The sequence below is a fragment of the Streptomyces sp. M2CJ-2 genome, from assembly GCF_016757295.1.
GTDB lineage: Bacteria > Actinomycetota > Actinomycetes > Streptomycetales > Streptomycetaceae > Streptomyces.
In genome coordinates, this window is the sequence record NZ_JAESIF010000005.1 from 101,509 (window position 1) to 126,327 (window position 24,819).

Below are 24,819 nucleotides of genomic sequence, written 5' to 3' on the forward strand. Positions count from 1 at the left end.
TGTCAGAGCTGCCCGTCCTCCAGCATTTCGGTCACAAGGGCGGCGATCTGGGACCTCTCGGACCGGTTCAGGGTCACGTGCGCGAAGAGCGGATGTCCCTTCAGCTTCTCGACGACGGCGACCACACCGTCGTACCGGCCCACCCGGAGGTTGTCCCGCTGGGCGACGTCGTGGGTCAGAACGACCCGCGAGTTGGCGCCGATCCGGGACAGCACGGTCAGCAGTACGTTCCGTTCCAGTGACTGCGCCTCGTCGACGATCACGAACGCGTCGTGCAGCGAGCGGCCCCGGATGTGCGTGAGCGGCAGGACCTCCAGCATGCCGCGCGCGGTGACCTCCTCGATGACCTCACGGCTGGTGACCGCCGACAGCGTGTCGAAGACGGCCTGCGCCCAGGGGCTCATCTTCTCGGCCTCGCTGCCGGGCAGATAACCGAGCTCCTGCCCGCCCACCGCGTACAGCGGGCGGAAGACCATCACCTTCTGGTGCTGCCGGCGCTCCAGCACCGCCTCCAGACCCGCGCACAGCGCCAGCGCCGACTTGCCGGTGCCGGCCCGGCCGCCCAGGGACAGGATCCCCACGTCCGGGTCGAGCAGCAGGTCGAGCGCGATCCGCTGCTCGGCGCTCCTGCCCTTGATACCGAACGCCTCCCGGTCGCCGCGCACCAGACGGACGTCGCCCTCGGGCGTGACCCGGCCGAGGGCCTTGCCGCGCTCGGAGTGGATGGTCAGTCCCGTGTGCACGGGCAGGTCGGCCGCTTCGGGCACGTGGATGTGCCCCTCCTCGAAGAGGATGTCCACCTGCTCGGCGGGCAGGTTCAGTTCGGACATCCCGGTCCAGCCGGAGGCGTCCGTGACGGCGAGCTCCGCCCGGTACTCCTCGGCGAGGAGGCCCACGGAGGACGCCTTGATCCTGAGCGGGAGGTCCTTCGACACCACGGTGACGTCGAATCCCTCGGCCTGCAGGTTGCGGGCGACCGCGAGGATGCGGGAGTCGTTGTCCCCCAGGCGGTAGCCACTGGGCAGCACGCTGGGGTCCGAGTGGTTGAGCTCGACACGCAGGGTTCCGCCGAGGTCTCCGATCGGGAGGGGAGCGTCGAGGCGGCCGTACCTCACCCGGTAGTCGTCGAGCAGGCGCAGCGCCTGCCGGGCGAAGTAGCCGAGTTCGGGATGGTTCCGCTTGGCCTCCAACTCCGTCACCACGACGACGGGAAGCACGACCTCGTGCTCGTCGAAGCGGCTCAGGGCGTTGGGGTCGGCCAGCAGAACGCTGGTGTCGATGACATAGGTGCGCCGGTCGGGCTTGTGGCGCTGTGTGCTGGTCACCACGGAAGGACGTACCCCCTCGGAAGAGGTCGGGGAGCGACGGAGCGGAGCTGGACCGGTCGACGGCGCCGATGCACGGGCCGAGAACCGGCCCTCCGCTGCTTCGTCCGTGCCGTGACCGCACGGTCGGGCTGGTGCAAAGGGCCTCCCGGGCGGGCGGCCCCGGGCCGCCCGCTGAGATCCGACACCCGTGGTTCGGGTGTCGACCTGTCTGAGTTATGCCCTCGAACAATCGCCGTCATGCCAGGCCGTACAGCGGCGCCCTGATGAACTCCCCGTTACGCGGGGACGGCCTCAGCCGCCGAAACGCCGGTGACGAGCGGCGTAGTCACGCAGGGCCCGCAGGAAGTCGACCTTGCGGAAGGCCGGCCAGAAGACCTCGCAGAAGTAGTACTCCGCGTGAGCGGTCTGCCAGAGCATGAATCCGGACAACCGCTGCTCGCCACTCGTACGGATGACGAGGTCCGGGTCGGGCTGGGCCTTGGTGTAGAGGTGACGCCCGATCATGTCGACGTCGACGGCCTCGGCGAGCTCCTCCATCGAGGTGCCCTTCTCGTGGGCCTCGAGCATCATGGAGCGCACCGCGTCGGCGATCTCCTGGCGACCGCCGTACCCGATGGCGACGTTGACCACTATGCCGTCGACCTGCGCGGTGGCCTCCTCGGCCTCCTTGAGCGTGGTCTGCATCCCGGGCGGCAGCAGGTCCGGCGTGCCGACATGGTGCACCTGCCAGCGGCCGTCGGCGGCGAGGGTGCGCACGACGTCCTCGATGATGCCGAGGAGCGGGACGAGTTCCTCCTCCGGCCGGTCGAAGTTGTCCGTCGACAGCAGCCAGAGCGTGACCACCTTGACGTCGGTCTCGGTGCACCAGCCGAGGAACTCCCCGATCTTGTCCGCGCCGGCCCGGTGGCCGTGGACGGTGCTGGAGCCGGAGGCCTTCGCCCAACGGCGGTTGCCATCCATGATGACGCCGATGTGCTTGGGCACCTGAGCGGGGTCCAGGTGGCCTTCCACCCGGCGTGCGTACAACCTGACCAGCAGGCCGCGCAGCTTGTCGCGCAGGTTCACGTGATCGTCAGCCCCTCCGTACGGATCGGACAGGAGCGGCACCCGCCGCGATCCACGGCATGCGGCACGCTCTCAGCCGCGGGCGAATCCTGTCCCTCTGGCAGCCCCCGGACGCGAAGCCTACCCCCGCAGGGGGAGGGCCCAGAAAAACGGGCCGGTCCGTGGGGGGGGATACGGACCGGCCCGAGGGGGGGTTTCCACCATAACCCTTCGTAAGTGATGCTGCGTACATCGGCGGGCAACAACTACTCTCCGAAATCGCCCGGCGACGCCCTGACGACCACGGAACCCCGCATTCCAGGCACTTCGACGGCCGAAATGAAGCCGTTCCTCCGGGAAGAAACAGGCAATACACGGACATCACGCCCGGCGTGGCGCGGCCCATCCGCGACCGGCCTCCACCGCATCAACCCTTCCAGCCGTCCCCCCGACGGGTGACCCCACCAGGAACGCCCCTTGACCCCGCCCCCATGACGGAGCGACGGGACGAAGGTGTGGACGACGGCGGAGGCGCCGGAGGCGGTGAGAGTGATGGAGGGGTCGCGCAGTCCCCTCCACTGCGCGCTCCCCTTCCGCGCAGCTTTGCCCACGTGAACTGCGGCAACGTGAACACCGTCCGACCGACGGCCTACGCCCGAACCACGCGGCGCCGGCCGGAGCCCTGGGTCACAGCCCGCAGGAGCCTCGGTCGAGGTGGAAGTACCGGGCGTTGGCCCAGCGGCACAGCCCGATACCGACGACGACGCCGACGATGGTGACCAGGGCGGGCAGGTATCCGCTGGCGACCTGGATGATCGGGATCGCCGGGCAGCCACCCGAGATCGCCCAGCCCGTACCGAACAGCACCGCGCCGGGGATCACACCGGCGTGGATGCGCCCCGGGGTGCGGCGGACCCGCAGCAGGGCGAACACGCACACGATGATCCCGACGGCGCCCGCGAAGGAGAAGAACATGCGCAGGTCCTGGAAGGTGAACATGCGGTTCAGCTCGGCGTAGTCCCCGAAGCCGATGTTGGTGACGGTGTAGCCGAGGGCCAGTCCGGTGATGATGTTGGCCAGCAGGATCGTGCCCCGGGTACGCATCAGATCACCTTCCACAGGAGGAACGACACCGCGACGGCGGTGCCGAAGAAGACAGCGGTCGCCACGATGCTGACCGGACGCAGTCGGCCGCAGCCGCTGAGCCCGTGGCCGGAGCTGCACCCGCCGGCCAGCCGGGTGCCGAAGCCGACCAGCACGCCGCCCAGGAACAACAGGCCGACCATGGCAGCCGAGTCGGCGGTGACCAGGTCCTTGAAACCCGGGCCCATGTCGAAGCGGAGCTGGAACCGCCCGGAGGTGACCGCGGCGATCAGTCCGCCGAGGAAGATCGACACCAGCAGGGCGGCCTGGGTGACCAGCGGGACCGGACGCAGGCTCGCGGCCGACGGGCTCTCACCCGGCGTCGGTTCGTCGTCCGACTCGAGCGGCTGCGGCTTCCCGTACGCGACCGGCGGCAAGGTGGTGACGCCGGAGACGGGGCCGGGACCGGGGCGGGTGCCGAAGTGCTCCGCGGTGGCTGCGGCGAGCGCGTCGGCGAGAGCCCGATCGTCGGCGAACTCCTCGTCCATCCGCTCGATACGGCGTTCGCTGCGCCAGTGCAACACGCGGTCCCACGCCGACGACACCCCGAAAGACCGATCGGTGAGGAGGGTGTAGGTGATGGTGACCAGGGCAAGTCCGACAGCGCCTGCCCACCAGGGCCAGTAGGTACTCATGCGGGGCCTCTCATCCAGTCGGCGAACCGCGCCCACCAGCCGCGCTTCGGGCGGGGGGCTCTCCGCGTGTGCCGGGCGACGTGCTCCGGTGGGTGGGGTGTCTGTGCGAACGGGGACGGTTGGTGATGCAGAACGGGGGCCGGCGGGGGTACCGGTTCGAACGGGGGCACGCTCCCCGGCGCCGCGGGCGGGGTCTGCCGGGGCGCCTGGCTCGGGGTGGCCGCGCCGGCCCCGTTCGCACCGGACCCGTCCACGCCGGGCCCGTTCGCGTCGGCCGCGGGTTCGAGATGCCGGGCACGGGCTCCGTTGGGCAGCAGGCTGATGGGCACGGGCTCGCCGGTGAGTGCCAACTGGTAGCGCGCGCAGTCGTGCCACTGGCCCACGCTGTCGCAGTAGTAGTCGCGCCAACCTTGCAAGCTCGCCCTGAGGAGCGGGAAAAGGGGGCATCCTGCGGCGTGCGAGCAACTCACGTCGCTCCCTCCTGACCGGCGCACACCACCCGTTCGGGGTGGGCGGTCGCCGTTCTCGGTGTTTGTCCTGGCTGCGTTCGGTCGACGATCTCAAAGAGTCCAGAATGCAGGCGCAACGCCGTACTTCGACTTTCCGTCACCATGTTCAGGCGAGATGCAATCACTGTTCCGGCATCACGGGCAACTTCAGGAAGCTTTTCCCGCAGACCAGTTGACAGCACGCGGCCAGTTGCGCCAAGCGATGAATATCGCCCACCCATCTCTCTTGTCCGGACATTCGAGGGCATCGGCGAGACCACTTGGATCACGATTCGGTTTGATGATCACGCTCCTGCTGAAGGAATTCCGCCACTTATGGAGAGGCGGCAAACACTGGAGCGATTTGTGGCGCGTGTGTGAATGTCTCGGTCGTCCGTCGCGACCGCCGGGGTGGTCCCGGTCGTCCCCCTGCCCGCAAGCGCTCGGGAGCTGACTTCCGGGGCCTGGCGGGGATAGGTTCGGTGGGAACGGTTGATCGTTCGGTGATGGAGCGAAGAGGTGGGGTGGATCGCTGATGGCGCGCTGGCACGACGGGCGTGGGGAGTTGGTCGTCCCCGGCGACGACGACCGGCCTGCCGTGCGCGTGCCGCTGGAGATCGCCGGCTCCTATCGGGCGCGCACCAAGGGGCTGTTGGGGCGGGGCACCCTCGACGGCGCGCTGCTCCTCTCCCCCGCCAACAGCATCCACACCTTCCGTATGCGCATGCCCATCGACGTCGCCTACCTCGACCGGCGTCTCCGCGTCATCGCCGTGCGCACCATGCCGCCGGGGCGGCTCGGGCTGCCGAGGATCCGGGCGCGGCATGTGATCGAGGCGGAGGCCGGGGCCATGGCGGGGTGGAGCCTGCGGGCGGGGGTGCGGGTAGAGGTGGTGCGGGAAGGGGAGTGACGGAGCCGCTACGGCTTTCCGTCCACGTATGCGGCGCTGCCTCCGGCGGCCTCGCGAGATCTCATCCGCCACCGAAGGCAACGCCTGCATCGCCGTCGCCGGGCAGGAGGAGCACCCGTTGACCGACAGCAGAGAGGCCCTGCGCACCCTGATCCTCGAGATCAAGGCGGGCAAGGCCGATCATCTGCTGTAGTCAGCTCTCCGTGCGGGGGAAGGAGATCTCCACCCTGCGGTTCTTCTTGCGGCCGGCCTCCGTCGAGTTGTCGGCGATCGGGTACTGCTCGCCGTAGCCGCGCACCTCGTACGTGAGGTCGGAGTCGTTCAGCTCCTGCTCGAGGACACCGTGTACGGCGTTCGCGCGCCGGCGGGACAGGACGTCGCCGTGCGCGGAGGAGCCGAGGTTGTCCGTGAAGCCGAAGACGCGGATCTTCGTCGCGTTCTGCGTCTTGATCTCCTCGGCGATCGTGGAGATACGGGACTTCGCCTGCGCGCTCAGCTTGGCGCTGTCCTTGCCGAACAGGACTTCGGCCTGGAGCGCGAACTTCACGTCCGAGTTGGTGTCCTCGCGACGTTCGTCGCCACTCTGGTCTTCGACGACTTGCTTGATGTCCAGGACCTTGGGCTCCGCGAGGGTGGCGCCGTCCGGAAGCTTGAGGTCCGGGTCGTTGGGGTCGAGTTCCACGGGGGCGGAGGCGGTGGCTTCGGTGCCTGGGGGGACGCTGGGGCCGTCGTCAGCTGAGGCCACTGCGGCGCCGAAAATACTCGTTACGACGAGGACGGTAGTTGCGGTCAGAGCCCTGACAAGGCAGGGCGCACCCGATTGAGTCGACGTGTGCGTGATGGTCATGGAGCGCCTCACCCGGAGATCATGATCGTGGCGCTGGAGAACGTCGGCAGCTGAAAGGCGACTTCGCTTGTGCCCGACGGAGGGGAGGGGAACTGCATGAATACCGGAATGGATGCGCCCGCCTTGATCCTCGGCATGTTCGTCGTCGTCAGAGGGCGGCCGTCAGTGTCACGCAGTACGTAATAGCGCTTCTTACTCTTCGAGTCGACAAGTGTCGCGCCGCCGAGCGAGGACCCATGCCTGATGATCTCCGTCTCGTCACCCGCGGTTCGTACGGACACACGGGCCGATTCAGAACCGTCGTTCTTCAGCTCACCACTCACCGTCACGAAGCCGCCCGCATCCCTCGCGGCTGAGGTGATCTTAAGCATCAGACCTTCCTCGCCTTTGAGTTCAGCAAGAACATCGTCCGCCCCTTCTTGAGCACTCGGGTTGGACCCCCCGTCCTTGGAGGCAGAAGCCGATGCCTTCGGCTTCTTGTCGTCGCCGTCGCCTCCACTGCAGCTGGCCACTCCGAGGGCCAGTCCGGCCACAACGGTCAGCGCGACCATCCCCCTGCGGGCCTGCGTAGTGAACCGAATGCTCATGACTCTGCTTCCTTAGTGACTCGTCGTTCGCTTGTCAGTCGGCCAGGTGAACATCGAAGAGGTCCTCAGGCTTGGGAAGGAGGTCCTTGGGCGCCTTCGGGTCCAGGTCCCAATCCCTGCCCCCCTTGCAGGCGAGCAGGGGCAGGGTGTCATCCTCCGCTTCCTCAACGGGAAGCTGGAACGTGCAACGCGGCTCGATCACAGCAGTGGCGGTCTCTTTCGACCGTTTGGCCTCCGTGCCGGGCACGATGGAGTCTCCCACGGTGTCGTTCGTCTCGACTTCAACCGTGTAACCCAGTAGGCCGTCTGGAGCACAGCTCAGCACGACGGCATCGTTCCGCGCCGCGAGTTGATCCGCCCTCCAACACGAGGGGGCGAGCCCGAGGCCCTTGCCGTCGAAGATGTCCTGCCATTTGGTCGGGTCGAGAAGGCTCTCCACCCAGGCGCCGACGAGCTTGTCCCGTCTGTCCTGGGCCGCCGCGAGGGCGGCGGCGTCAGCGGCTGTCTGGGCGTCGTTCCGGTTCGCCGCGGCCTGGCCGACCGCAAAGTACGCGAACGCGAGGAAGAGCAGGCCCCCCACCACCGTGATGTAGATGGGGAAAGCCTGCCCTGCGTCGCCGAATTTGCGAAGCCGCATCAGGTTCCGGTGACCTTGTCGACCTGCTCCACGATGGCGTCGTAGATCGACTGACCGAGATCCGTGCCCGTGATCGCCAGTACGATCGCCACGACCACCGCGATGATGCCCAGGTACTCCACCGCGGTCTGGCCCTTGTCGTTGCGGGCTGCGCGGGACTGGAGGTACGTGACCGTCGTGTTGATCCAGTTGCTCATGGTGTTCCCCTCCGGCTGACGCGGTTGCGGCTTCCGCTTTCTTCGCAGTGCCGCTTTCGACATCAGTAAGGTACGGCGAATTCCCCCGCCCGCCAGAGGGCCCCAGGGCCCAATTCCGGGCCCAATCACCGGCCCGGTTCCTCGTCCCCCGTACCGTCACCGCAGGTCACCCGTCCCTCGGTCCGAACCCGGTGCCGTGCCGAGCCACTTCGCTGCGGCCTCGGAACGGCTCGTGCTGTGGAGTTTCGCGAAGATGCGGTTGATGTGGTTCTTGACCGTCTTCTCGCTGATGAAGCACGTGGCGGCGATCTGCTGGTTGGTCATGCCGGACGCGATGAGGTCCATGATCTCCGCTTCCCTGGTGCTCAGTTGGAACCTCGACCTGTCGGGAGCGGCCGGGCGGCCGCTTGCCCACCCAGACGTCGACTGTGCCACATCCGGTTGCAGTCGCGAAAGGTTTTCTGCAGAAGTAGGTGGAGTCGGGATGTGCGGAAGTCCGATCTCACCTGAACTCGCCTGCGCATTTGGCGGGATGACCCCAGTCCGGCCCAGCTCCTCCGGCAATGCCTGCCCCGTACCAACCCCCTGACGCAGTTGCGCCAGCAATGCTCCGGCCGCCGTCGGGGTGAAGTGCGGCCTGCCGTGCTTGATGTCCCGTACCGCCGACACCAGCTGGTCCGCCGTGAACTCGCCGTGGACCAGGTAGCCGCCCGCTCCCCTGCGCAGGGCCTCCTGGACGATCTCCGACTCCCTGCTGTACGTCAGCATCACGACCGGGGCGATCTGCACCAGGTACGGGAGGGCGGAGATGCCGTCCACGCCCGGCATGCGGACGTCCAGGAGGACGACGTCGGGGCGGTGTTCGTGGGCCGCCTCGTACGCCTGCCTCCCGTCCGCCGCTTCCGCCACGACCGAGATGTCCTCGCGGCCGGAGAGCAGGGCGGTCAGGCCTGCGCGGACCACCGGGTTGTCGTCGGCCACGACCACCCGGAGCACGGCGGGCGGCGGGACGTCCTCGAAGGGGTTCGACGGCGGCTGCACGGGGCTGCCTCCTGTCCGGAAGTGGGGGGACGGGTACGGCGTCTGCTCGGTCATGCGGCCCTGCCTTCCGCCGGATTCGGGCCCGGCGTCGTCACGGCCGCCAGCGGGAGTTCCAGTCGGACCTCCGTGCCGTGGGCCTGTGTGCCCCGGCCTATGCGGATGCGGGCCCCGACGGACGCGGCCCGCTCGACCATGCCGACCAGGCCGAAGTGGCCTGCCCGGCGGAGCTGTTCGAGGCTGGTGCCGGACGGGAGCCCGCGGCCGTCGTCGTGGACGCTGATGCGGAGCAGGCCGCCGTGGACGCCCGCGCGGACGTCGACCCGGGTCGGTTCCGCGTGGCGGTGGGCGTTCTCCATGGCCTCCGAGGCGATGGTGAGGATCTGGCGGGCCACAGCCGGCGGCACCGGTGGGACCACCGTGTGGTCGCCGGTCGGGCGGTAGGTCGCCGGCAGACCGGTGCGCGTGCTGAAGTCATGGGTGCGCGCCGCCAGTTCCTCCAGGACGTCCGTGCCCTGGGCCGGGTCCGACTCGCGGCGCAGGTCGGCCAGCAGTTCACGGGACTCCGCCGCCGCGCGGCGGGCCGAGCGTGCGACGAGTTCCGCCTGCTGCTTCACCAGCTCGGGGCCCATGTGCCGTGCGCCCGCCGAACCGGCCAGTCCGTCCGCCGCCAGGGCGACCCCGTGCAGCGTCTTGGCCACCGAGTCGTGCATCTCCCGGGCCAGGCGGGCGCGTTCCGCGCTGACCGCCTCGGTGACGGCCAGACGGGCCTGGACGGTGGTGAGGGCCTGGGTCGCCGCGCCGAAGCGGAGCATCAGGCCGCGCAGGGTGGAGCCGGCCGCCCCCGCGACCACGCAGAGGCCGGGCAGGAGCGAGGTCTCCGCCAGGCTCGCGTGCGGGTTCTCCACGGCCGCGTAGACCAGTAGCAGGATCAGGCCCTGGAGGGACGCGAAGACGGCCGCGCCCCGCCAGCCGTAGACCAGGCCGGCCAGCAGCGGCGTGCAGACGCTGACGTAGGCGAGGGTGGTGTCCGGGCCGGCCGAGATGAGCAGCAGGGCGCCGAAGGCGGTGTCCACCGCGAGCAGCGTGGGGTGGCGCAGCAGGAGCGGGCCGAAGCGTTCCCAGTCCCGGAAGAGGACGTAGGAGGCCATGAAGGTGACCACCACGGCGATGCCGACCAGGCGGGTGCCCCAGCCGGGGCTCGCGTTGAGGAGGGCGGCGGGGGTGGCCAGTGCGATCATCGCCAGCCGGAAACCGAACACCTGTCGGCACAGGGCCTGAAGGGCGTTGATCTGGATGTCGACGTCCGGTGCGGGTGCGTGGAGGGTGCCCCGGTTTCCGGCCGGCGGGATCTCGTTCCCACCCGCACCACCTCTGCGGCTTTCGCCGTCGGCCGCGGGTGGTCCCTGGGAGGGCCGGGCGTCGGCGTCGGCCGCCGGGGCGTTCATCCGGCCCGCTGCCGTCGGCTCCCAGCCCGGTGGCAGCGCCGGCGTCACCGACGTCACCGGGATGTCCGACGCTCCCGTGCGGACGTGCTCCGGGAGGACCGTGCCCGCCGGTGGGGTGGTGATCTCCGCGGCCCTGGGGAGGCGGCGGAGCCGCACCGTGCGTTCCCTCTCGATCGTCATGGCACCTTGCCCCCGTCCTACTCGCCCGTGATCGAGCCGAAGTCGGTGCCGGAGCCGAGGATCAGGCCGGCGCCGAGGAGGATCATCGTGGCCGGGACCATGAACGTGGTGATCATCATGGTGGCCTTGGGGACCGCGCGGGCGGCCTTGCGGCGGGCGTTCTGCGCGTCCGTGCGGCGCATGTCCTTCGCCAGCGCCACCAGCGTGTCGACGATCGGGGCACCCAGCTCCTCGCCCTGCTGCAGCGCCGTGACGAACATGGCGACCTGTTCGGAGTCGTTCCGCTTCCGGAGTTCCGCGAAGGCCTGGCGGCGGCTCATGCCGAGGTCCATCTGGCGCAGGGTGATGCGCAGTTCGTCCGCCCAGGGGCCCTCGTACCGCGAGGCCACGCGGTCCAGGGCCTGGCGGAATCCGAGGCCCGCGCTCACCACGACCGCGAGGACGTCCAGGAAGTCGGGCAGCGTGCGCTCGATCTCGTCCTTGCGGATGCGCATCGCCGACCAGATGCCGACCTCCGTCCAGAACGCGCCGAAGGCGAGCAGCAGCAGGGCCACGAAGAGCTGGCCCCGCATGAGGAAGACCAGGAAGCCGACGCCGCCGAGGGCCCCGTAGACCGCGCGGCGGGCGGCGTAGCGGTCGATGGTGAGGCCGCCGGGGTTGCCCGCCAGGTCGATCTTGCGGCGGTACTTGGCGACCTGCTTGGGGCCCATGGCCCGCAGTACGGCCGGGGCGTAGCGCATGCCGAGGCGGTCGACCAGGGAGTCGACCGCACCGGTGCGGGTGGAGCCGACCTCCAGGGCGAGGGCCAGGTCGCTGGGGAGCTTCGCCTCGGCCCGGTACATGCGGATGCCGGCGAAGACGCCCCAGACGCCGACGGCCATGGTCAGTGCGAGCAGAAGTGCCATGTCGGTTGCTCCTCTCCGCTCAGACGTCGATGCGGGACATGCGGCGGATGAGGACGAAGCCGACGGCGTAGAGCCCGAAGGCGATGACGACCGCGGCCTGGCCGACCGGGGAGCCGGTCATGCGTTCCAGCGCGCCGTCCTTCACCCCGTTCATCAGGAACAGGGAGCCGACGCCCAGCACGGGAACGGCGTACGACGTCATGCTGACCTGGGAGAGCTGGGTGCGGACCTCGCGCCGGGTCTCCTTGCGCTCCTCCAGCGTCTCCGTCAGGTTGCGCAGCGCGCTCACCACCTGGCCGCCGGCCCGGTTGGCCAGCACCAGGGTGGTGACCAGGACGACCAGCTCGCGGGAGGGAAGGCGGTCGGTGAGTTCGCCCAGTGCGTCGTCCATCGAGGCGCCCACCGCCAGCTGGTCGGCCACTTTCGCCAGTTCCTCGCCGGCCGGGGCCTCCAGTTCCTCCGCCGCCATGCCGATCGCGGTACGGAGGGCCAGGCCGGCCTGGGTGGCGTTGGCGAGGATGCGGGACAGCTCCGGAAGCTGGTTGATGAACTTCTCGATGCGTTTCTGGCGTTGCCAGTTGAGGAACTGGAAGGCCGCCCAGATGCCCAGGAGTCCGGCGAGCGGGCCGAAGAAGGGGGCCAGCACGGCCTGGCCGGTGAGCCAGAGGCCGGCGACCGTGGCGAGCATGGAGACGAAGAACTCGCCCGGGGTGATGTCCAGACCGGTGGCCGCCAGGCGCAGTTCCAGTTTCTTGCCGGTCCTGGTGCGGCGCAGGCGGCGGTCCAGGCCGTGGAAGTGGCGCCGGCGGCCGACGACGGGGATCTGGCCGGTGGCCGAGAGCCGGTCCACCAGCACCTGCCGCTGCGCCTTGCCCATGGCGTAGGAGTGCACGCCCACGACGGCGAGGACGCAGGTCAGCAGGGCGACGCCCGTGGTCAGCGTGATCAGGTTCTGCAGATCCATGGGGACGGTTCCTACCTGGCTTCTCGGGCGGCGAGCTGGTCGGTGGACTCGGCGATGCCGAAGGCCTGGGGAACGGCCTGGCTCGCCATGTAGAGGCGGTCGGCGGTGCGACGCGGCAGCGGGTGGTACTCGAACGCGCCGTGGATCCGGCCGTCGGCGGTCATCGGCTGCGCGTTGAAACGGGCGGCCGTGGCCAGCCGGTACGGTTCGCCCCCGTGGCTCTCCAGCAGGGCGATCTCGGTGATGCGGCGGGCGCCGTCGGCGAAGCGGGTGAGCTGGACGATGACGTCGACGGCGCTGTTGATCTGGTCGTGGAGAGCCACGAAGGGGATCTCCACCTCCGACATGGAGGCGAGTGTCTGGAGTCGCATCAGGGCGTCCTCCGCGCTGTTGGCGTGGACGGTGGCGAGGGAGCCGTCGTGGCCGGTGGACATGGCCTGGAGCATGTCCAGGGACTCACCGCCGCGGACCTCGCCGACGACGATGCGGTCGGGGCGCATGCGCAGCGAGTTGCGCACCAGGTCGCGGATGGTGATCCGGCCCTTGCCCTCGACGTTCGGCGGGCGGGACTCCAGGCGGATGACGTGCGGCTGCTGGAGCTGGAGTTCGGCCGAGTCCTCGATGGTGATGATGCGTTCGCCCTCCGGGATCAGCCCGGACAGCGCGTTGAGGAGGGTCGTCTTGCCGGTGCCCGTCGCGCCCGAGACGATGATGTTGAACCGCGCCTGCACCAGGCCGGCGAGCAGGTACAGCATGGGCTCGTCGAGCGACCCCAGGCCGATCAGCTCCTGGAGGGTGAAGGAGCGCGGGAAGCGGCGGATGGTGAGGATGGCGCCGGTCAGGGACAGCGGCGGAATGATGACGTTGACGCGTTCGCCGGAGGGGAGGCGGGCGTCGACCATCGGGTTGGACTCGTCCACGCGGCGGTTGACGGTCGAGACGATGCGCTCGATCGTCTGCATGAGCTGGTCGTTGGAGGCGAAGCGCAGGGGCAGTTGTTCCACCCTGCCGCCGCGCTCGACGAAGATCGCGTCGGGGCCGTTGACCATGATCTCCGTGATGGAGGCGTCCTCCAGGAGCGGTTCCAGGATGCCGAGGCCCAGGGCCTCGTCGACGACCCGGCGGATCAGCTGGGAGCGTTCGACCGTGGACAGGACCGGGCCCTCGCGGCTGATGATGTGCCCGAGCACCCGCTCCAGGCGCACCCGGCGCTCGGCGGCGGCCATCGAACTCATCTCCGCGAGGTCGATCTCCTCGAGGAGTTTGGCGCGGTAGGCGGCGACCCGGTGACCGTCCTCGCCCCGGCTTCCCTTCTCCTCGGGGGAGTTGATACGTGCCCGCAGACTCATGAGTCCGGTGCTCCTCTCCTCGTTCTTCGTCCTGGACGGTCGTCGGTGGCCGACGGCCGGTCGGCGGTGGTGGTGACCGGCGGCCCGGCGGTGTGGTGACCGGCGGCCGGGCTGCGGCGTCAGTGGTCGATCGGCATCGTGGCGGACTTCCGTGCCGGGTCGAAGTCCCAGCCGGGGACGATCGAGGGGATGTCGATCGTGGCGGTGACGGTGACCTCGTCGCCGCCGTACGCGGCCCGGCAGTCGGTGCCGTCGGCGAGCCAGCCGCTGACGGCGGCGGTGCAGGCCTGCCCGGTGCCCCGGTCGAGCGAGGCGCTGCGCGCCGCGGCTCGGGCCGCGGTGCCGGCCTGCTGGGCGGTGTACGCGATCAGGCCGAGTTGTACGACGGCCATGCCGACGATGATCAGGACCGGGATGAAGCCCAGGAACTCGATCGCCGCCTGGCCCCGGTCACGGCGCCTGTGCTGGTACGGCATGTCAGTCCACCTCCTCCACCGCGCCCGCGGTGCCCGTCACGTCGAAGGGGAAGTCGGCTGCGCCGGGGAACAGCACGGGGACGTTCAGCTTCACTTCGGCCCTGACATGGCCGCCCGCCGTCGTGCAGTTCACCGTCGCGGCGCCCTTCCACGCGCCGGGCAGCTTGTCCAACCCGGCCTCGCGGCAGGCGCCCTGGCGCCAGGCCGGCTCCGACGCCGTCCCCGCCCGTACCGCCTCGTCCGCGGCGTTCCCCGCGAGGGTGAACGTGTATCCCACCAGCACGAGCTGCCACAGCACCACCAACGTCACGAGAATCGCCGGTGTCATACCGAGGAACTCGATGGTGACCTGGCCCCGGTCCCGTTCCCGGTTCCGGACTCGGTCACGCGCCCTTCGCATCGTCGGCATCGTCGGCATCCTCATTCTTTCTGGTCCTTGCGCCGCCGGAGGTTGACCGACCCCCGGTCGCCGCGCAGCCGACCGGCCTTGTGGGCACCCTCGGTGGCCTTGACCAGGCCGAGTTCGCCGGCCAGGCCCCACAGGGCCTGTTTCACCGCGCTCTTGCTCTCCAGCTCGTGGACACGGCCCGCGTCCACGACGCTCTGCAGTTCCTTGAAGTTGGCGGGGACCGCGGTCGCCGCGACCACGGTGCCGGTGATCTTCTGGATCAGCGGGGGCTGGATCTCCGTGGCCCGGGTGTGACGGTTGACGACCACCGTGGTCTCCTCGGCCTTGCGGATCTGCAGCCGCTCCCACATCCGCACCGTCCGCTTGGCGCCCCGGACCGCCACCACGTCCGGCGTGGTGACCAGGAGCGCCGTGTCGGCCATCTCGACCGCCGCCGCACCCGCCCCGCCGAGCTGGGCTCCGCAGTCGATGACGACGACCTCGTAGCGGGAGCGCAGGGCGCTGACGATCTGCCGGGTGGCGCGGTCGGTGACGTCCTCTCCGCGTTCGCCCTCGGCGGGGGCGAGCAGCAGCGCGACACCTGTGTCGTGCCGGAAGACGGCGTCGGCGAGGACGCGCGGGGAGATGTCGGTGACCGCCGCGAGGTCGACGACCGAGCGACGGAACTGGACGTCCAGGTAGGAGGCGACGTCGCCGGTCTGGAGGTCCATGTCGACCAGGGCCGCGGCCCGGCCGGACGCCTGTGCGGCGAGGGCCAGCTGGATCGCCGTCAGGGTCGTCCCCACGCCGCCCTTCGCCCCGCTGACCGTGACGACGGTGCCGCCGACGCCGGTGAAGACGTCGCCGCTCGCGCCCAGATGGCGGCGTACGCCGACCGACCACTGGGCCACCGCCTGGACGCGGCTGCCGAGTTCCTCGTAGCTGAGCGGGAGGGCGACCAGGCCGCGGGCGCCGTAGTCCATCGCGGCCTGGAACAGGCCGGGGCTCGCGTCCGAGGTGACGAGGATGACGCCGACGGCGGGGAAGCGCAGGGCGACTTCGCGGATCAGCTCCAGTGCCGGGACGGGACCGATCCGCTCGTGGACGACCACGACCTCGGGCAGCTCGTCGACCGACTCGGCGGCCAGGCGCGCGAGGGTGTCGATGAGCTGGGTGGAGTCGGCCACCGGAGCCACCGGCTCGGCGTCCGGGAGCTGACTGAGCAGTGTGGTGATGGACCGCACCGCGTCCGCGTCGCCGACCGCCGGGAGGATCCTCGTGGGCATGCGGCTCTCACTTGTCCTTCGCGAGTTCGTACGTCCGCTGGGAGTCCGGGACGGTGGTGTCGCTGCCGGGGGCGACCAGCGCGAGCCGGACACGCTGGGCGAACGACTCGGCGTAGGTGATGCGCTGGGCGTCGATGGTGGACAGCGCGAAGGTGATCGGGACGCCGTCGGTGGGCTGCCGCCCCCGCTCGTCCTCCTCGGGTTCGAGGGCGGTGATCCGGCCGACGTCGAGGACCTGGGCGTTCGTCACGATGATCTTGGACTGGGCGGGGTCACCCTGCCGCGCTCCGGCGAAGGTGGCGTAGACGTTGACCGTCGATCCCGGTGTGATCTTGCCGGCGACACCGGTCGCGGCATCGATCATGATGGCGACCTCCTGCTGCCCCGGCTTCAGGGCGGGCTGGTTCACGATCATGTCGTTCTGCAGAAGAGAGCCCTTGCGCAGCGTGGTGACGGCGATCTTGCCCTGGATCTCGTCCAGGTCGGTGACGGCGTTCTGGGACAGCCACCGCTCGGGCATCCGGACCTTTTCGAACTGGCCGGTACTGAGCTCGGTATAGGGCGCCACGCTGGTCTTCAGCCGGTACGCGGCGACCTCGGGGCCGACTTTGGAGTTCACGTCACTGATGACGGACAGCACGCCGGCGAACGCGCCGAGGGCGCACAGGACCGACAGGAGCAGGAGTATCACGCCGCGGCGCTGACGGGAGTTCATGAACCGTGCAACCTCATTGGGGATATCGGTCGAGCGGAGTCGGGTGTGGTGAGTGTGGTGAGCAGGCGCCCGGGCGGGCGTGGGCAGGATCCCCGGGCCACGGGTACCGCGGCGCGCCGCGTGTGTTCGGGCCTCATCCGGCGGCCGCCCGGTTCGCGGGGCGGGGTTGCGGCGGGGCGTCGTGGCCGGGCGGGGTGGCCGAACAGAACACGCACCGGTCGCCGAGGACGTCGAGGCCGCACCAGTGGCAGACGCCGCGCCGCACGGACGTGACCAGTTGGTACAGGACGGACAGGTCGGGCAGGTAGGTGCAGAACTCGATCAGCTTGCCGGTTCCCCACCACCGCGGGGACGCGGTCGGCAGTGACGCCTCGCGCAGCCCCTGCACGTTCCAGGACGGGGCCAGGGTGCCGGTGACCCAGTCGGACTGCAGCTGGCCCTTGGCGACGAGCATCCACGTGCCGAACTCCGGTCCGTCCAGTGCGGCTTCCGGGCCGAGGCGCACGAGCTGCGGATGGGGGTGGGCGAGTACGGCGAACTGGCTGCCCGGGAGCCAGGACTTGGCGTGCTGCTTGAGGTTCACGGGGACGCGGTCCAGCCGGGCGACCGACCCCAGCAGGGCGCCGGCATGGATGTAGTGGACCAGCAGCCGGCCGGCCGAGGCCAGCACGCCGGGGCTGAGGTCGCACGAGGCCAGCTGCCGCAACTGGCGGGCCAGGACGGCCAGTCCGAGCGGTGGCAGGTCGGGCTGGAAGAGTGCGATCCGGTCGGTCTCCAGCAGGGAGCGCAGGCTGTGCAGCCGCCGCTGGACGGCGGTGGGCGCGGCCGGGGAGCAGACCACGATGACGTGCCCGTGCTGCTCGATGAGCGTCTGCAGTTCGGTCAGTGCCTGTTCGAGCGGGCGGGTTTCGATGTCCTGCAGCACGACGGCCGGCAGGGTTCGTTCGTCCTGCGGCGGCAGCGCCAGGTCGGCGCCGGTCACGGCGATGGCGGTTGACACGCGCGGTTCCCCCGTTCTTCCCCTGCCCAGCGGCCCACCGGTTGTTTCACCAGGTGCACCGCGTCCACTCCACAGCGTCACTACGTCCGCACTGTATCCGCGGCTTCATGACCGGAGAACAGCGTTTGTGTAGCCGAACGGCAACGAGCGTCGCGCAAGACGCTCCAAAACGGGACACGTAGAGCATCTCGGCGGGCCCAATTCGGCACGGGGCGGGTGGGCCCTGTGCGCCGCTTTGACACTGGGCCCGTTTTGGGTCCCCAGGCCCACGCTTTCCGGCCACGACCGTACATACGCTCGCGGTCCACACCGAGGCTGCTGGGCGAGGAGGGGTGCCGTATGGCTCGCGGGGGCATACGGACGGGCGGGCGACACAGACACGTCCGGGACGACCGGGGGGCGACCGCCCCGGAGTATCTCGGAATGATCGTGGTCAGCGCCGCCGTTGTCCTGGCGGTCTCCGCCACGGGCATCGGACAGTCGCTCTACGACGAGATCGCGGCCCAGGTCTGCCGGGTCACCGGTGGCGGGAACTGCGGAACCGGCGGGAACGGCGGGAACGAGCAGGGCAAGCCGCTCACCGACGCCGACTTCGAGCCGGCGCTGTGCCAGGTCTCCTCGGTGACCGACAAGGCGGGCTCGAAGGTGAAGATCGCCTTCTGGGAGATCGGCAACGAGTACGGCTTCCAGGAGCAGCGGATCAAGGCGAAGACGGACGTCAACGGCGACGGCAAGGTCGACGACAACGACGAGATGGTGTACCTGACCTTCACCGACGCGGCGTCCGTGGCGGCGAAGAAGGACTTCAAGCCCGGCATGAAGGTCGGCAAGTTCGGCACCGACAAGGTGGAGCTCGGCCTCGGCATCAAGGTCACCAACGGTGACACCTGGGTCTTCGAGAGCCCCGAGGAGGCCCAGCGGTTCCGGGACGACGTCGAGACGCTGCAGATGTACGAGATGCGGCGGAGGTCGCCGCACGGCGGGGAGGTGGCCCTGAGCGACAGCATCCTCTACCTGTTCGGGACCGGTCCGCTGAAGGACGAGGAGGAGACGCGGGAGCGGATCGAGAACGACCTGGGCGACAACCGGAAGATCACCTACGGCAAGGTGAACCTGGAGGCCTCGGCAGCGGCCGGCCTGAAGTTCTCGGTGGCCGACGAGAAGAAGCTGAGCGCCACGCTCGGCGGCAACTTCAAGTACGCCCCCGAGGTCACCTGGACCGACAACGCGTACAAGAACACCAGGTCGTACACGTACTCCTCGTCCATCGAGTACGGCGTCAAGGCGAGCTACGAGGCGGGCGCGCTCAACGGCGACGCCTCGGCGAACACCACGCAGACCGGCACCATCACCGTCACCTACGACAAGACCACCGGCAAGCTGGTCCGCATCGACACCACCCGCACCGTCGAGGAGGGCAGCCAGAAGGACGGCGCCAAACTGGGCGGCGACAACGGCCAGAGCGGGAAGGACAAACGGGGCGGAGGCGCGAACGTGAAGGGCACGGACAGCCCCAACGGTGTCGAGATCGTCACCAACACCCTGGCCTTCGACCCGGGACCGGCCGGCGACCAGGACCGGGCGATCGCCGAGCAGTGGCTCGACGGCAACAACGAGCAGTTCGGGACACCGTTCCAGTACATGTTCGACGACAACGCGCCCACCGACCGCCCCGGTGCCGACGACCCGTTCGGGCAGCTGATGTTCGACAAGGGCAAGTCGAGCCGGATGAACTACACGGGCGAGGTGAACGCCGCCGAGTACGGCTTCGAACTGAACCTCGGGCTCAGCCTCGGCCTGTCCGTCAGCACCGAGCAGAAGGCGGAGACCCTGACCGACGCGCAGTTCCTCGGCGCCCCCAAGGGGGACAACCGCTCCTACGTCCCCTATAGCTACTGTGCCGACTGACCGGACAAGGAGCCCGCACCGATGACTCATCCGAAGCCCCGCAGTACGTACCTGACCACCGGCCTGCTGGCCCTCGCCCTCACCCTCTCCGGCTGCGGCACGGACGACTCCGCCTCCGGCTCCGCCTCGGTGCCGGACGGCTGGGGGACGCTGAAGACCAAGGGTGTCTCCGTGTCGTACCCCGACGGTTACGAGGAGCAGGGCGCGGGAGAGCGCAGCAAGTTCAACGCGGCCGCGGCCGAGCGCACGGAGGGCGGCAGGACCGTCTCGCTGATCACCGTGCAGCTCGGCTTCACCCAGGCGGACTCCGCCGAACGGGCGGCCATCGCCGCCGAGGCCGGCATCCAGATGGGTGCGGACGTCAAGGGTCAGAAGGAGGTCGAGCTGGCCGGCACGGACGAGGCCCGCCGGATCGACTTCACCTTCAAGGCCTCCGGCGAGGAGGGCGGACCGCCCGAGGGCACACCTGTGAACGGCGTGATCCTGACCGGCCTGGACTCCGCCGAGCGGACCTTCCAGATCCGGATCGACGCCCAGCGGGGGAAGCTCTCCGACGCCGATGTACGGCGGATCGTCGAGTCGGTGGAGGTCCACTAGCCATGGAGGCGCACTGGCGGTACCGGGCGCCGGGCGTGCCCTACCCGCTCCGCTTCGAGATACGGGGAGGTTCCCGATGACCCGCTACGAGACCCCGACGCGGGCCGGTTCGCCCGCCCTCGCGCTCGTACGGTCGTGGGCGGCGGGCGTGATCGTCCTGGTCGTCACGGCGGCGGTGCAGGGGACGCTGGTGTACGACCACCTGCTGGGCCCGGAGGGCGTCGGGTCGTTCGGGGCGGCGCTGGGGCTGGTGCATCTGCCGAACCTGGTGTGCGTGGTGCTGGCGACCTGGGCGGCGGCGTCGGTGCATCCGGAGCCGTGGCGGGAGGTGCCGTCGCGGCACGCGGCGGCGGCCTGCGCGGTGCCGGTCGCGGCCCAGGTGCTCACCCTGTCACTGCACTGGGACCGGGCGGGGGCCGGGGCGCTCGCGTTCTGGTTGTCGACGGGCGTGCTGCTGGCGGGCTGTGTGCTGGGGATGCTGCTGGACCGCTTGTGGAAGGCACGGGACTGACGCGCGAGCGGCACGGGGCAGCGGGGAAGCACGGCAGGCGGCCGGCCTGAAGGGCCGACGGATGGTCCGGACCCATTGACCACCCTATTGGTCTGGACCATTTTGTATCCCCGGCGACGGCCACCGTCGTTTTCTCCGCCCTTCTTCCCCCCTCTTCCCCCCACCGGAGGCCCCAAGGGCGGCCTCGACCCCTCCCAGGTGGGCCTCGGCCTCCCGGCCTCCACCCGCGGCGCGGGCAGCGGCTACGTCTCCCCGACCGTGGTGGACAACGCCCTGGACTGCCTGACGCCCGGCACCCACTGCGGCTCCTTCAAGCCCTCCCGGACCTACCCGGGTCTGCGCGGCGCCATGACCTGGTCCACCAACTGGGACGCCACCGCCGGCAACGCCTGGTCCAACGCGGTCGGCCCCCACGTCCACGCCCTGCCCTGACCCGTGAGAGGGGGGTGGTCCGGGCTCGGCACGCTCGGTTCTCCGGGTGCCGAGCCCGGGCCCGCCCGGGCCCGCCCGGGCGCGCCTCAGGCGTTCTTCAGCTCGATGCCCTTGGTCTCCTTCATCAGGTAGACGGCGACACCGGTGCAGAGGCACAGCACCATGATGTAGAACTCGGACAGCTGCGCCATCTTCAGGTCGATGAAGAGCTGGTTGAGGTAGGGGGCGGTACCGCCGAAGAGGGCGACGGAGATGGAGTAGGCGAAACCGATGCCCTGGGTGCGCACCTTGGTCGGGAAGGCCTCCGACATGGTGGCCGACAACAGCGCGCCGGGGATGGCCACGATGACGAGCGCCACCGTGGCGGCGACGAAGAGCGTCCAGCCCGCCGAGCCGATCATCCCGATGAGCGGCATGTGCAGCGCCGCCATCAGCACCGCGAAGGCGATCAGCATCGGTCGGCGGCCGACCCGGTCGGAGACGTGTCCCCACAGCGGCAGCGTCGCCAGCGCGATGCACTGGGCCGCGACGGAGCACCAGTAGGCGACGCCGGGGTCCATGCCGTGCTGGGTGATGGCGTAGGTGGAGACGTACGAGGTCCAGGTGTAGTGGGCCGAGGTGATGCCGGACGTCATCAGGACGACCAGCAGCACCGACCGGGTCACCTGCTTGCGCGAGACCGGCCGGTCGGCGTCCGCCGATCCGGACTGCTGGTTCTCGAACACGTCGCTTTCTTCCATGTTGCGGCGCAGGTAGAGCGCCGCCAGAGCGAGGAACGCGCCGAGGAAGAACGGGATGCGCCAGCCCCAGTCGGCGACGGCGCTCTCCGTCAGGGTGGAGGTGACCACGCCGCCCACGGTGTAGGCGAGGACGGAGCCGCCGAAGATGGCGACGAAGACGATGCTGCCCCACATGCCGCGCCGGTGGCTCGGCGCGATCTCCGCCACATAGGTGTTGGCGGTGGCCGACTCGCCGCCGTGCGCGAATCCCTGCACCACCCGGGCCAGCAGCAGGATCAGCGAGGCCCAGGCTCCGATGGAGGCGTACGAGGGGAGGAAGCCGATGACGAGGCTGCCGCCGGCCATCATCAGCATGGTGGTGATCAGCACGAACTTGCGCCCGCGCCGGTCGGCGACACGGCCGAAGACGATGCCGCCCAGGGGCCGCATGAGGAAGCCGACCGCGAACACCGCGAGGGTGGACAGCAGGGCGGAGACCGCGTCCTGGGAGTTGAACATGGCCGTGGCGATGAACGGAGTGAAGACGGCGTAGGCGCTCCACTCGTACCACTCGAGGACGTTGCCGACCGTGCTGGCGATGAGGGACTTGCGCTTGGCGCGCAGCGAGGGTCCGGCCTGCGCTCCGGCTTCGTGCGGCGCGCCGCGGGATGTCTGTACGTCGCTCACGAGAGCTCCTTTGCTCCGGGTGGGCAGGGCGGGCATTGCCTGGGGGCGCCGGGGTGCGGCCCGGCGCCGCGGTCAGCCGGCGGCGTGAGCGGCGGCCGCCTCCAGCAGAAGGGGGACCCCTGCCTCGAGCGAGGGTCCGAAGGTGCGGTCGTGGGGTCGCTCCCCGCGCAGCCACCGGGTGTAGATGGCCTCGCAGAAGATCGCCGCCTTCCACAGGGCGAGGGTCTGGTACCAGGGGAGGGCGGTGAGGTCGAGGTGGTCCATACCGGCGTGGTAGTGCCGGACGAGCTCGGCCCGGGTGGGGTATCCCTCCTCACGCGTGACGGGGGTGAGTTCGAGCGGGGTGACGGACTGCCCCTTCTCCGCGTACGTGGCGACGAGGTAGCCGAGGTCGGCGAGCGGGTCGCCGAGGGTGGCCATCTCCCAGTCGAGGACGGCCAGGAGCCGGGGCGGGCCGTCGGGCGCGAACATCAGGTTGCCCATGCGGTAGTCGCCGTGCACCACCGTGGCGACCTGGCTGGCCGGGAGGTTGGCGGCGAGCCAGTCGGCGAGCTTGGCCACGGCCGGCAAGCTGCGCGTGGTGTTGACGTCCCACAGGCCTGCGAAGCGCTCGACCTGCCGGCCCAGATAGCCCTCGGGCCGCCCGAAGGAGGCGAGTTCGCCCTGGGTGACGTCGAGGCGGTGCAGGTCGACGAGGGTGTCGACGACCGCGAGTCCCGTGGCCCGGCGCCGCTGGGGGGCGTCGAGGTGGGCGGGGACGGTGTCGGTGATGACGGCGCCGTCGAGATGGCCCATCAGGTAGAAGGGCACTCCGAGCACCGAGTCGTCCTCGCAGATGGCGAGGATCTCCGGCACCGGGACGCCGTGGCCGCCCACGGCCCGCTGGATGCGCGCCTCGCGGACCATGTCGTGGGTGGACCTGGGCAGCGGCGGGCGCGGCCCGCGGCGCAGCACGACGGAGGTGTCGCCGCGCCGGAGCAGATAGGTGACGTTGGAGTGCCCGTCGCCGATGCGTCCCCAGGCGAGGGGGCCGCTGCCGATGCCGTGCTTGTCGAGGAAGTCGGTGATCTCGTCGACGACGAGCAGGGGCGGGGCGGTCAGCCGCTCCGCGGCCTCCCGGTCGGCGACGACTTCGATGCCGTCGGGGACGGTTTCCATCACGCCTCCTCGCCCCGCACGACGGCGGTGCCCTGATGGCGCTCTCCGGCCTGGACTGCGGCGCCGCGCTGCTTGGCCGCCCTGCGGGCGATGGCCCACTTGTGCGTCTCGGTGGACCCGTCGTAGATGCGGAACGGGCGGATCTCGTTGAGGTACTGGGCCAGCGGAAGCCCGTCGGAGACGCCGTCGCCGCCGCACAGCTGGACCGCCCGGTCGATGACTCGGGAGATGGCTTCCGAGCAGTACACCTTGGCGACCGAGGACATCGCGGAGCCGGCCCGGGGGTCGCTCGCGAGCAGCGCGGCCGTCTTGTCGATGATGGCGTCGGAGGTCTCGATGTCGATGACGGACTCGGCGATCAGGTTCTGTGCGAGGCCGAGCGCGTTCAGCGGAGCGCCGAACAGTTCCCGCTCCCCGGCCCGGTCGAGGGCGATGTCCAGGGAGCGCCGGGCGAGCCCGAGCCAGCGCATGCAGTGGGTGAGCCGTGCCGGTCCGAGCCGCACCTGCGCGTACCGGAAGCCCTGACCGGGCGATCCGAGGACGGCCTCGTCGGGGACGAAGCAGTCCTCCAGGTGGACGTGCGGGTGGCCGCCGTCGATGTAGCGGTCGACGGTGTGGATGGGGGCGCCGATGCGGACGCCGGGGTTGGTCATGTCGACGAGGAACATGGTGGCGCCCTCGGGGGCGTCCCCGACCTGGGGGGTGCGTGCCATCACGATGCAGAAGCCGGCGCCGAGGGCACCGCTGATGAACCGCTTGTGGCCGTTGATCACCCAGCCGCCCTCGGCCGGTACGGCGGAGGTGCGCAGCGCGGTCGGGTCGGAGCCGGCGCCCGGGTGCGGCTCGGTCATGCCGAAGCAGGAGCGCATCTCACCGGTGGCGAGCGGGAGGAGGTAGCGCTTCTTCTGCTCCTCGGTGGCGATGAGGTTGAGCATGTGCATGTTGCCCTCGTCGGGGGCCATGCAGTTGAGCACGCTGGGGCCGATGGGCGAGTAGCCCGCTTCCTGAAGGATCGGTGACCAGTGCTCGATGGACAGGCCCTGGCCGCCGTACTCGGTCGGCACGTGCGGGGCGAAGACCCCGGCCTCCTTGGCCGCGGCCTGCAGCCGCAGGCGCGTGTCCTCCTGCAGTCGTTCGCCGGGGACGGGCTCGGCGTCGATGACGGTCTCACGGATGAAGCGGCGGGTGCGCTCGCGCAGTTCCTCCACCGAGGGCGGCAGATTGCCGAGGGACATGATCGGG

26 protein-coding genes and 1 pseudogene are annotated in these 24,819 nt (G+C 70.1%); 6 read left to right on the forward strand and 21 right to left on the reverse strand.

Going from position 1 to position 24,819, the window contains the following annotated elements:
- Positions 1–2: 2 nt before the first annotated feature.
- The 4 genes from JL475_RS07150 to JL475_RS07165 all read right to left on the reverse strand — a co-directional run bounded on the left by JL475_RS07150 (position 3) and on the right by JL475_RS07165 (position 4,150).
- Positions 3–1,328: a PhoH family protein gene (locus JL475_RS07150; protein ID WP_202276520.1), complete on the reverse strand. Its 1,326-nt coding sequence runs from the start codon at positions 1,326–1,328 to the stop codon at positions 3–5.
- 291 nt (positions 1,329–1,619) lie between these two features.
- Positions 1,620–2,393 (reverse strand): isoprenyl transferase, encoded by a 774-nt coding sequence (locus tag JL475_RS07155; RefSeq protein WP_202276522.1) that lies wholly within the window; start codon positions 2,391–2,393, stop codon positions 1,620–1,622.
- A 666-nt stretch (positions 2,394–3,059) separates the two neighbouring features.
- Positions 3,060–3,476 (reverse strand): YeeE/YedE thiosulfate transporter family protein, encoded by a 417-nt coding sequence (locus tag JL475_RS07160; protein WP_202276524.1) that lies wholly within the window; start codon positions 3,474–3,476, stop codon positions 3,060–3,062.
- A complete protein-coding gene (locus JL475_RS07165; RefSeq protein WP_202276526.1) occupies positions 3,476–4,150 on the reverse strand; it encodes a YeeE/YedE family protein in 675 nt (224 codons plus the stop codon). Before JL475_RS07165 ends, JL475_RS07160 begins: the two co-directional genes overlap by 1 nt.
- A 1,023-nt stretch (positions 4,151–5,173) precedes the next feature.
- On the opposite strand from JL475_RS07165, the gene JL475_RS07170 reads away from it, so the two are divergent.
- Complete coding sequence (locus JL475_RS07170) at positions 5,174–5,548, forward strand: DUF192 domain-containing protein (protein WP_202276528.1); 375 nt, start codon at positions 5,174–5,176, stop codon at positions 5,546–5,548.
- A 28-nt stretch (positions 5,549–5,576) separates the two neighbouring features.
- Positions 5,577–5,741, forward strand: coding sequence for a hypothetical protein (locus JL475_RS07175; RefSeq protein WP_202276530.1), 165 nt, complete (start codon positions 5,577–5,579; stop codon positions 5,739–5,741).
- Here JL475_RS07175 and JL475_RS07180 read toward each other — a convergent pair whose 3' ends face one another.
- From JL475_RS07180 to JL475_RS07245, 14 genes are all read right to left on the reverse strand, one after another.
- Positions 5,742–6,395: an OmpA family protein gene (locus tag JL475_RS07180; protein WP_202276531.1), complete on the reverse strand. Its 654-nt coding sequence runs from the start codon at positions 6,393–6,395 to the stop codon at positions 5,742–5,744. It lies immediately after the preceding gene.
- An 8-nt stretch (positions 6,396–6,403) separates the two neighbouring features.
- Positions 6,404–6,982, reverse strand: coding sequence for a hypothetical protein (locus tag JL475_RS07185; RefSeq protein ID WP_202276533.1), 579 nt, complete (start codon positions 6,980–6,982; stop codon positions 6,404–6,406).
- Positions 6,983–7,016: 34 nt separating this feature from the next.
- On the reverse strand, positions 7,017–7,619 hold the full coding sequence (locus tag JL475_RS07190; protein WP_202276535.1) for a pilus assembly protein TadG-related protein: 603 nt from the start codon (positions 7,617–7,619) through the stop codon (positions 7,017–7,019).
- On the reverse strand, positions 7,619–7,816 hold the full coding sequence (locus JL475_RS07195; RefSeq protein WP_202276536.1) for a Flp family type IVb pilin: 198 nt from the start codon (positions 7,814–7,816) through the stop codon (positions 7,619–7,621). Before JL475_RS07195 ends, JL475_RS07190 begins: the two co-directional genes overlap by 1 nt.
- 156 nt (positions 7,817–7,972) lie before the next feature.
- Complete coding sequence (locus JL475_RS07200) at positions 7,973–8,911, reverse strand: response regulator transcription factor (protein ID WP_202276537.1); 939 nt, start codon at positions 8,909–8,911, stop codon at positions 7,973–7,975.
- A complete protein-coding gene (locus JL475_RS07205) occupies positions 8,908–10,482 on the reverse strand; it encodes a sensor histidine kinase (RefSeq protein ID WP_237406455.1) in 1,575 nt (524 codons plus the stop codon). Before JL475_RS07205 ends, JL475_RS07200 begins: the two co-directional genes overlap by 4 nt.
- A gap of 17 nt (positions 10,483–10,499) precedes the next feature.
- Positions 10,500–11,387, reverse strand: coding sequence for a DUF5936 domain-containing protein (locus JL475_RS07210; RefSeq protein WP_202276538.1), 888 nt, complete (start codon positions 11,385–11,387; stop codon positions 10,500–10,502).
- A gap of 19 nt (positions 11,388–11,406) precedes the next feature.
- The gene (locus JL475_RS07215; protein WP_202276539.1) at positions 11,407–12,351 is read right to left on the reverse strand and encodes a type II secretion system F family protein; all 945 of its coding nucleotides are present in this window, start codon (positions 12,349–12,351) and stop codon (positions 11,407–11,409) included.
- 11 nt (positions 12,352–12,362) lie between these two features.
- Positions 12,363–13,700 carry a CpaF family protein gene (locus JL475_RS07220; RefSeq protein ID WP_202276540.1) on the reverse strand — a complete coding sequence of 446 codons (1,338 nt, stop codon included), beginning with the start codon at positions 13,698–13,700 and terminating at the stop codon, positions 12,363–12,365.
- 119 nt (positions 13,701–13,819) lie between these two features.
- Positions 13,820–14,176, reverse strand: a complete 357-nt coding sequence (locus tag JL475_RS07225; RefSeq protein ID WP_202276541.1) for a TadE/TadG family type IV pilus assembly protein — start codon at positions 14,174–14,176, stop codon at positions 13,820–13,822.
- Position 14,177: 1 nt separating this feature from the next.
- Positions 14,178–14,576, reverse strand: coding sequence for a pilus assembly protein (locus JL475_RS07230; RefSeq protein WP_202276672.1), 399 nt, complete (start codon positions 14,574–14,576; stop codon positions 14,178–14,180).
- A gap of 20 nt (positions 14,577–14,596) precedes the next feature.
- Entirely contained in the window at positions 14,597–15,850 is a 1,254-nt protein-coding gene (locus JL475_RS07235; protein ID WP_202276542.1) for an AAA family ATPase, read from the reverse strand.
- 7 nt (positions 15,851–15,857) lie between these two features.
- On the reverse strand, positions 15,858–16,565 hold the full coding sequence (cpaB, locus tag JL475_RS07240; protein ID WP_202276543.1) for a Flp pilus assembly protein CpaB: 708 nt from the start codon (positions 16,563–16,565) through the stop codon (positions 15,858–15,860).
- A 133-nt stretch (positions 16,566–16,698) separates the two neighbouring features.
- Positions 16,699–17,547, reverse strand: coding sequence for a hypothetical protein (locus JL475_RS07245; RefSeq protein WP_202276673.1), 849 nt, complete (start codon positions 17,545–17,547; stop codon positions 16,699–16,701).
- Between the two features lie 441 nt (positions 17,548–17,988).
- Here JL475_RS07245 and JL475_RS07250 point away from each other — a divergent pair, with 441 nt between their 5' ends.
- From JL475_RS07250 to JL475_RS07265, 4 genes and pseudogenes are all read left to right on the forward strand, one after another.
- Complete coding sequence (locus JL475_RS07250; RefSeq protein WP_237406457.1) at positions 17,989–19,473, forward strand: hypothetical protein; 1,485 nt, start codon at positions 17,989–17,991, stop codon at positions 19,471–19,473.
- A gap of 21 nt (positions 19,474–19,494) precedes the next feature.
- Positions 19,495–20,070, forward strand: a complete 576-nt coding sequence (locus JL475_RS07255) for a hypothetical protein (RefSeq protein WP_202276545.1) — start codon at positions 19,495–19,497, stop codon at positions 20,068–20,070.
- A gap of 76 nt (positions 20,071–20,146) precedes the next feature.
- Positions 20,147–20,581 (forward strand): hypothetical protein, encoded by a 435-nt coding sequence (locus JL475_RS07260; RefSeq protein ID WP_202276546.1) that lies wholly within the window; start codon positions 20,147–20,149, stop codon positions 20,579–20,581.
- A 174-nt stretch (positions 20,582–20,755) separates the two neighbouring features.
- A pseudogene (locus JL475_RS07265) lies at positions 20,756–21,013 on the forward strand (chitinase); the annotation flags it as partial.
- Between the two features lie 86 nt (positions 21,014–21,099).
- Here the strand turns inward: JL475_RS07265 and JL475_RS07270 are convergent.
- The 3 genes from JL475_RS07270 to JL475_RS07280 all read right to left on the reverse strand — a co-directional run bounded on the left by JL475_RS07270 (position 21,100) and on the right by JL475_RS07280 (position 24,812).
- Entirely contained in the window at positions 21,100–22,419 is a 1,320-nt protein-coding gene (locus tag JL475_RS07270) for an MFS transporter (protein WP_202276547.1), read from the reverse strand.
- A gap of 72 nt (positions 22,420–22,491) precedes the next feature.
- The gene (locus JL475_RS07275) at positions 22,492–23,577 is read right to left on the reverse strand and encodes a phosphotransferase family protein (RefSeq protein WP_237406461.1); all 1,086 of its coding nucleotides are present in this window, start codon (positions 23,575–23,577) and stop codon (positions 22,492–22,494) included.
- Positions 23,577–24,812, reverse strand: coding sequence for an acyl-CoA dehydrogenase family protein (locus JL475_RS07280; protein WP_202276549.1), 1,236 nt, complete (start codon positions 24,810–24,812; stop codon positions 23,577–23,579). Before JL475_RS07280 ends, JL475_RS07275 begins: the two co-directional genes overlap by 1 nt.
- Positions 24,813–24,819: the final 7 nt, after the last annotated feature.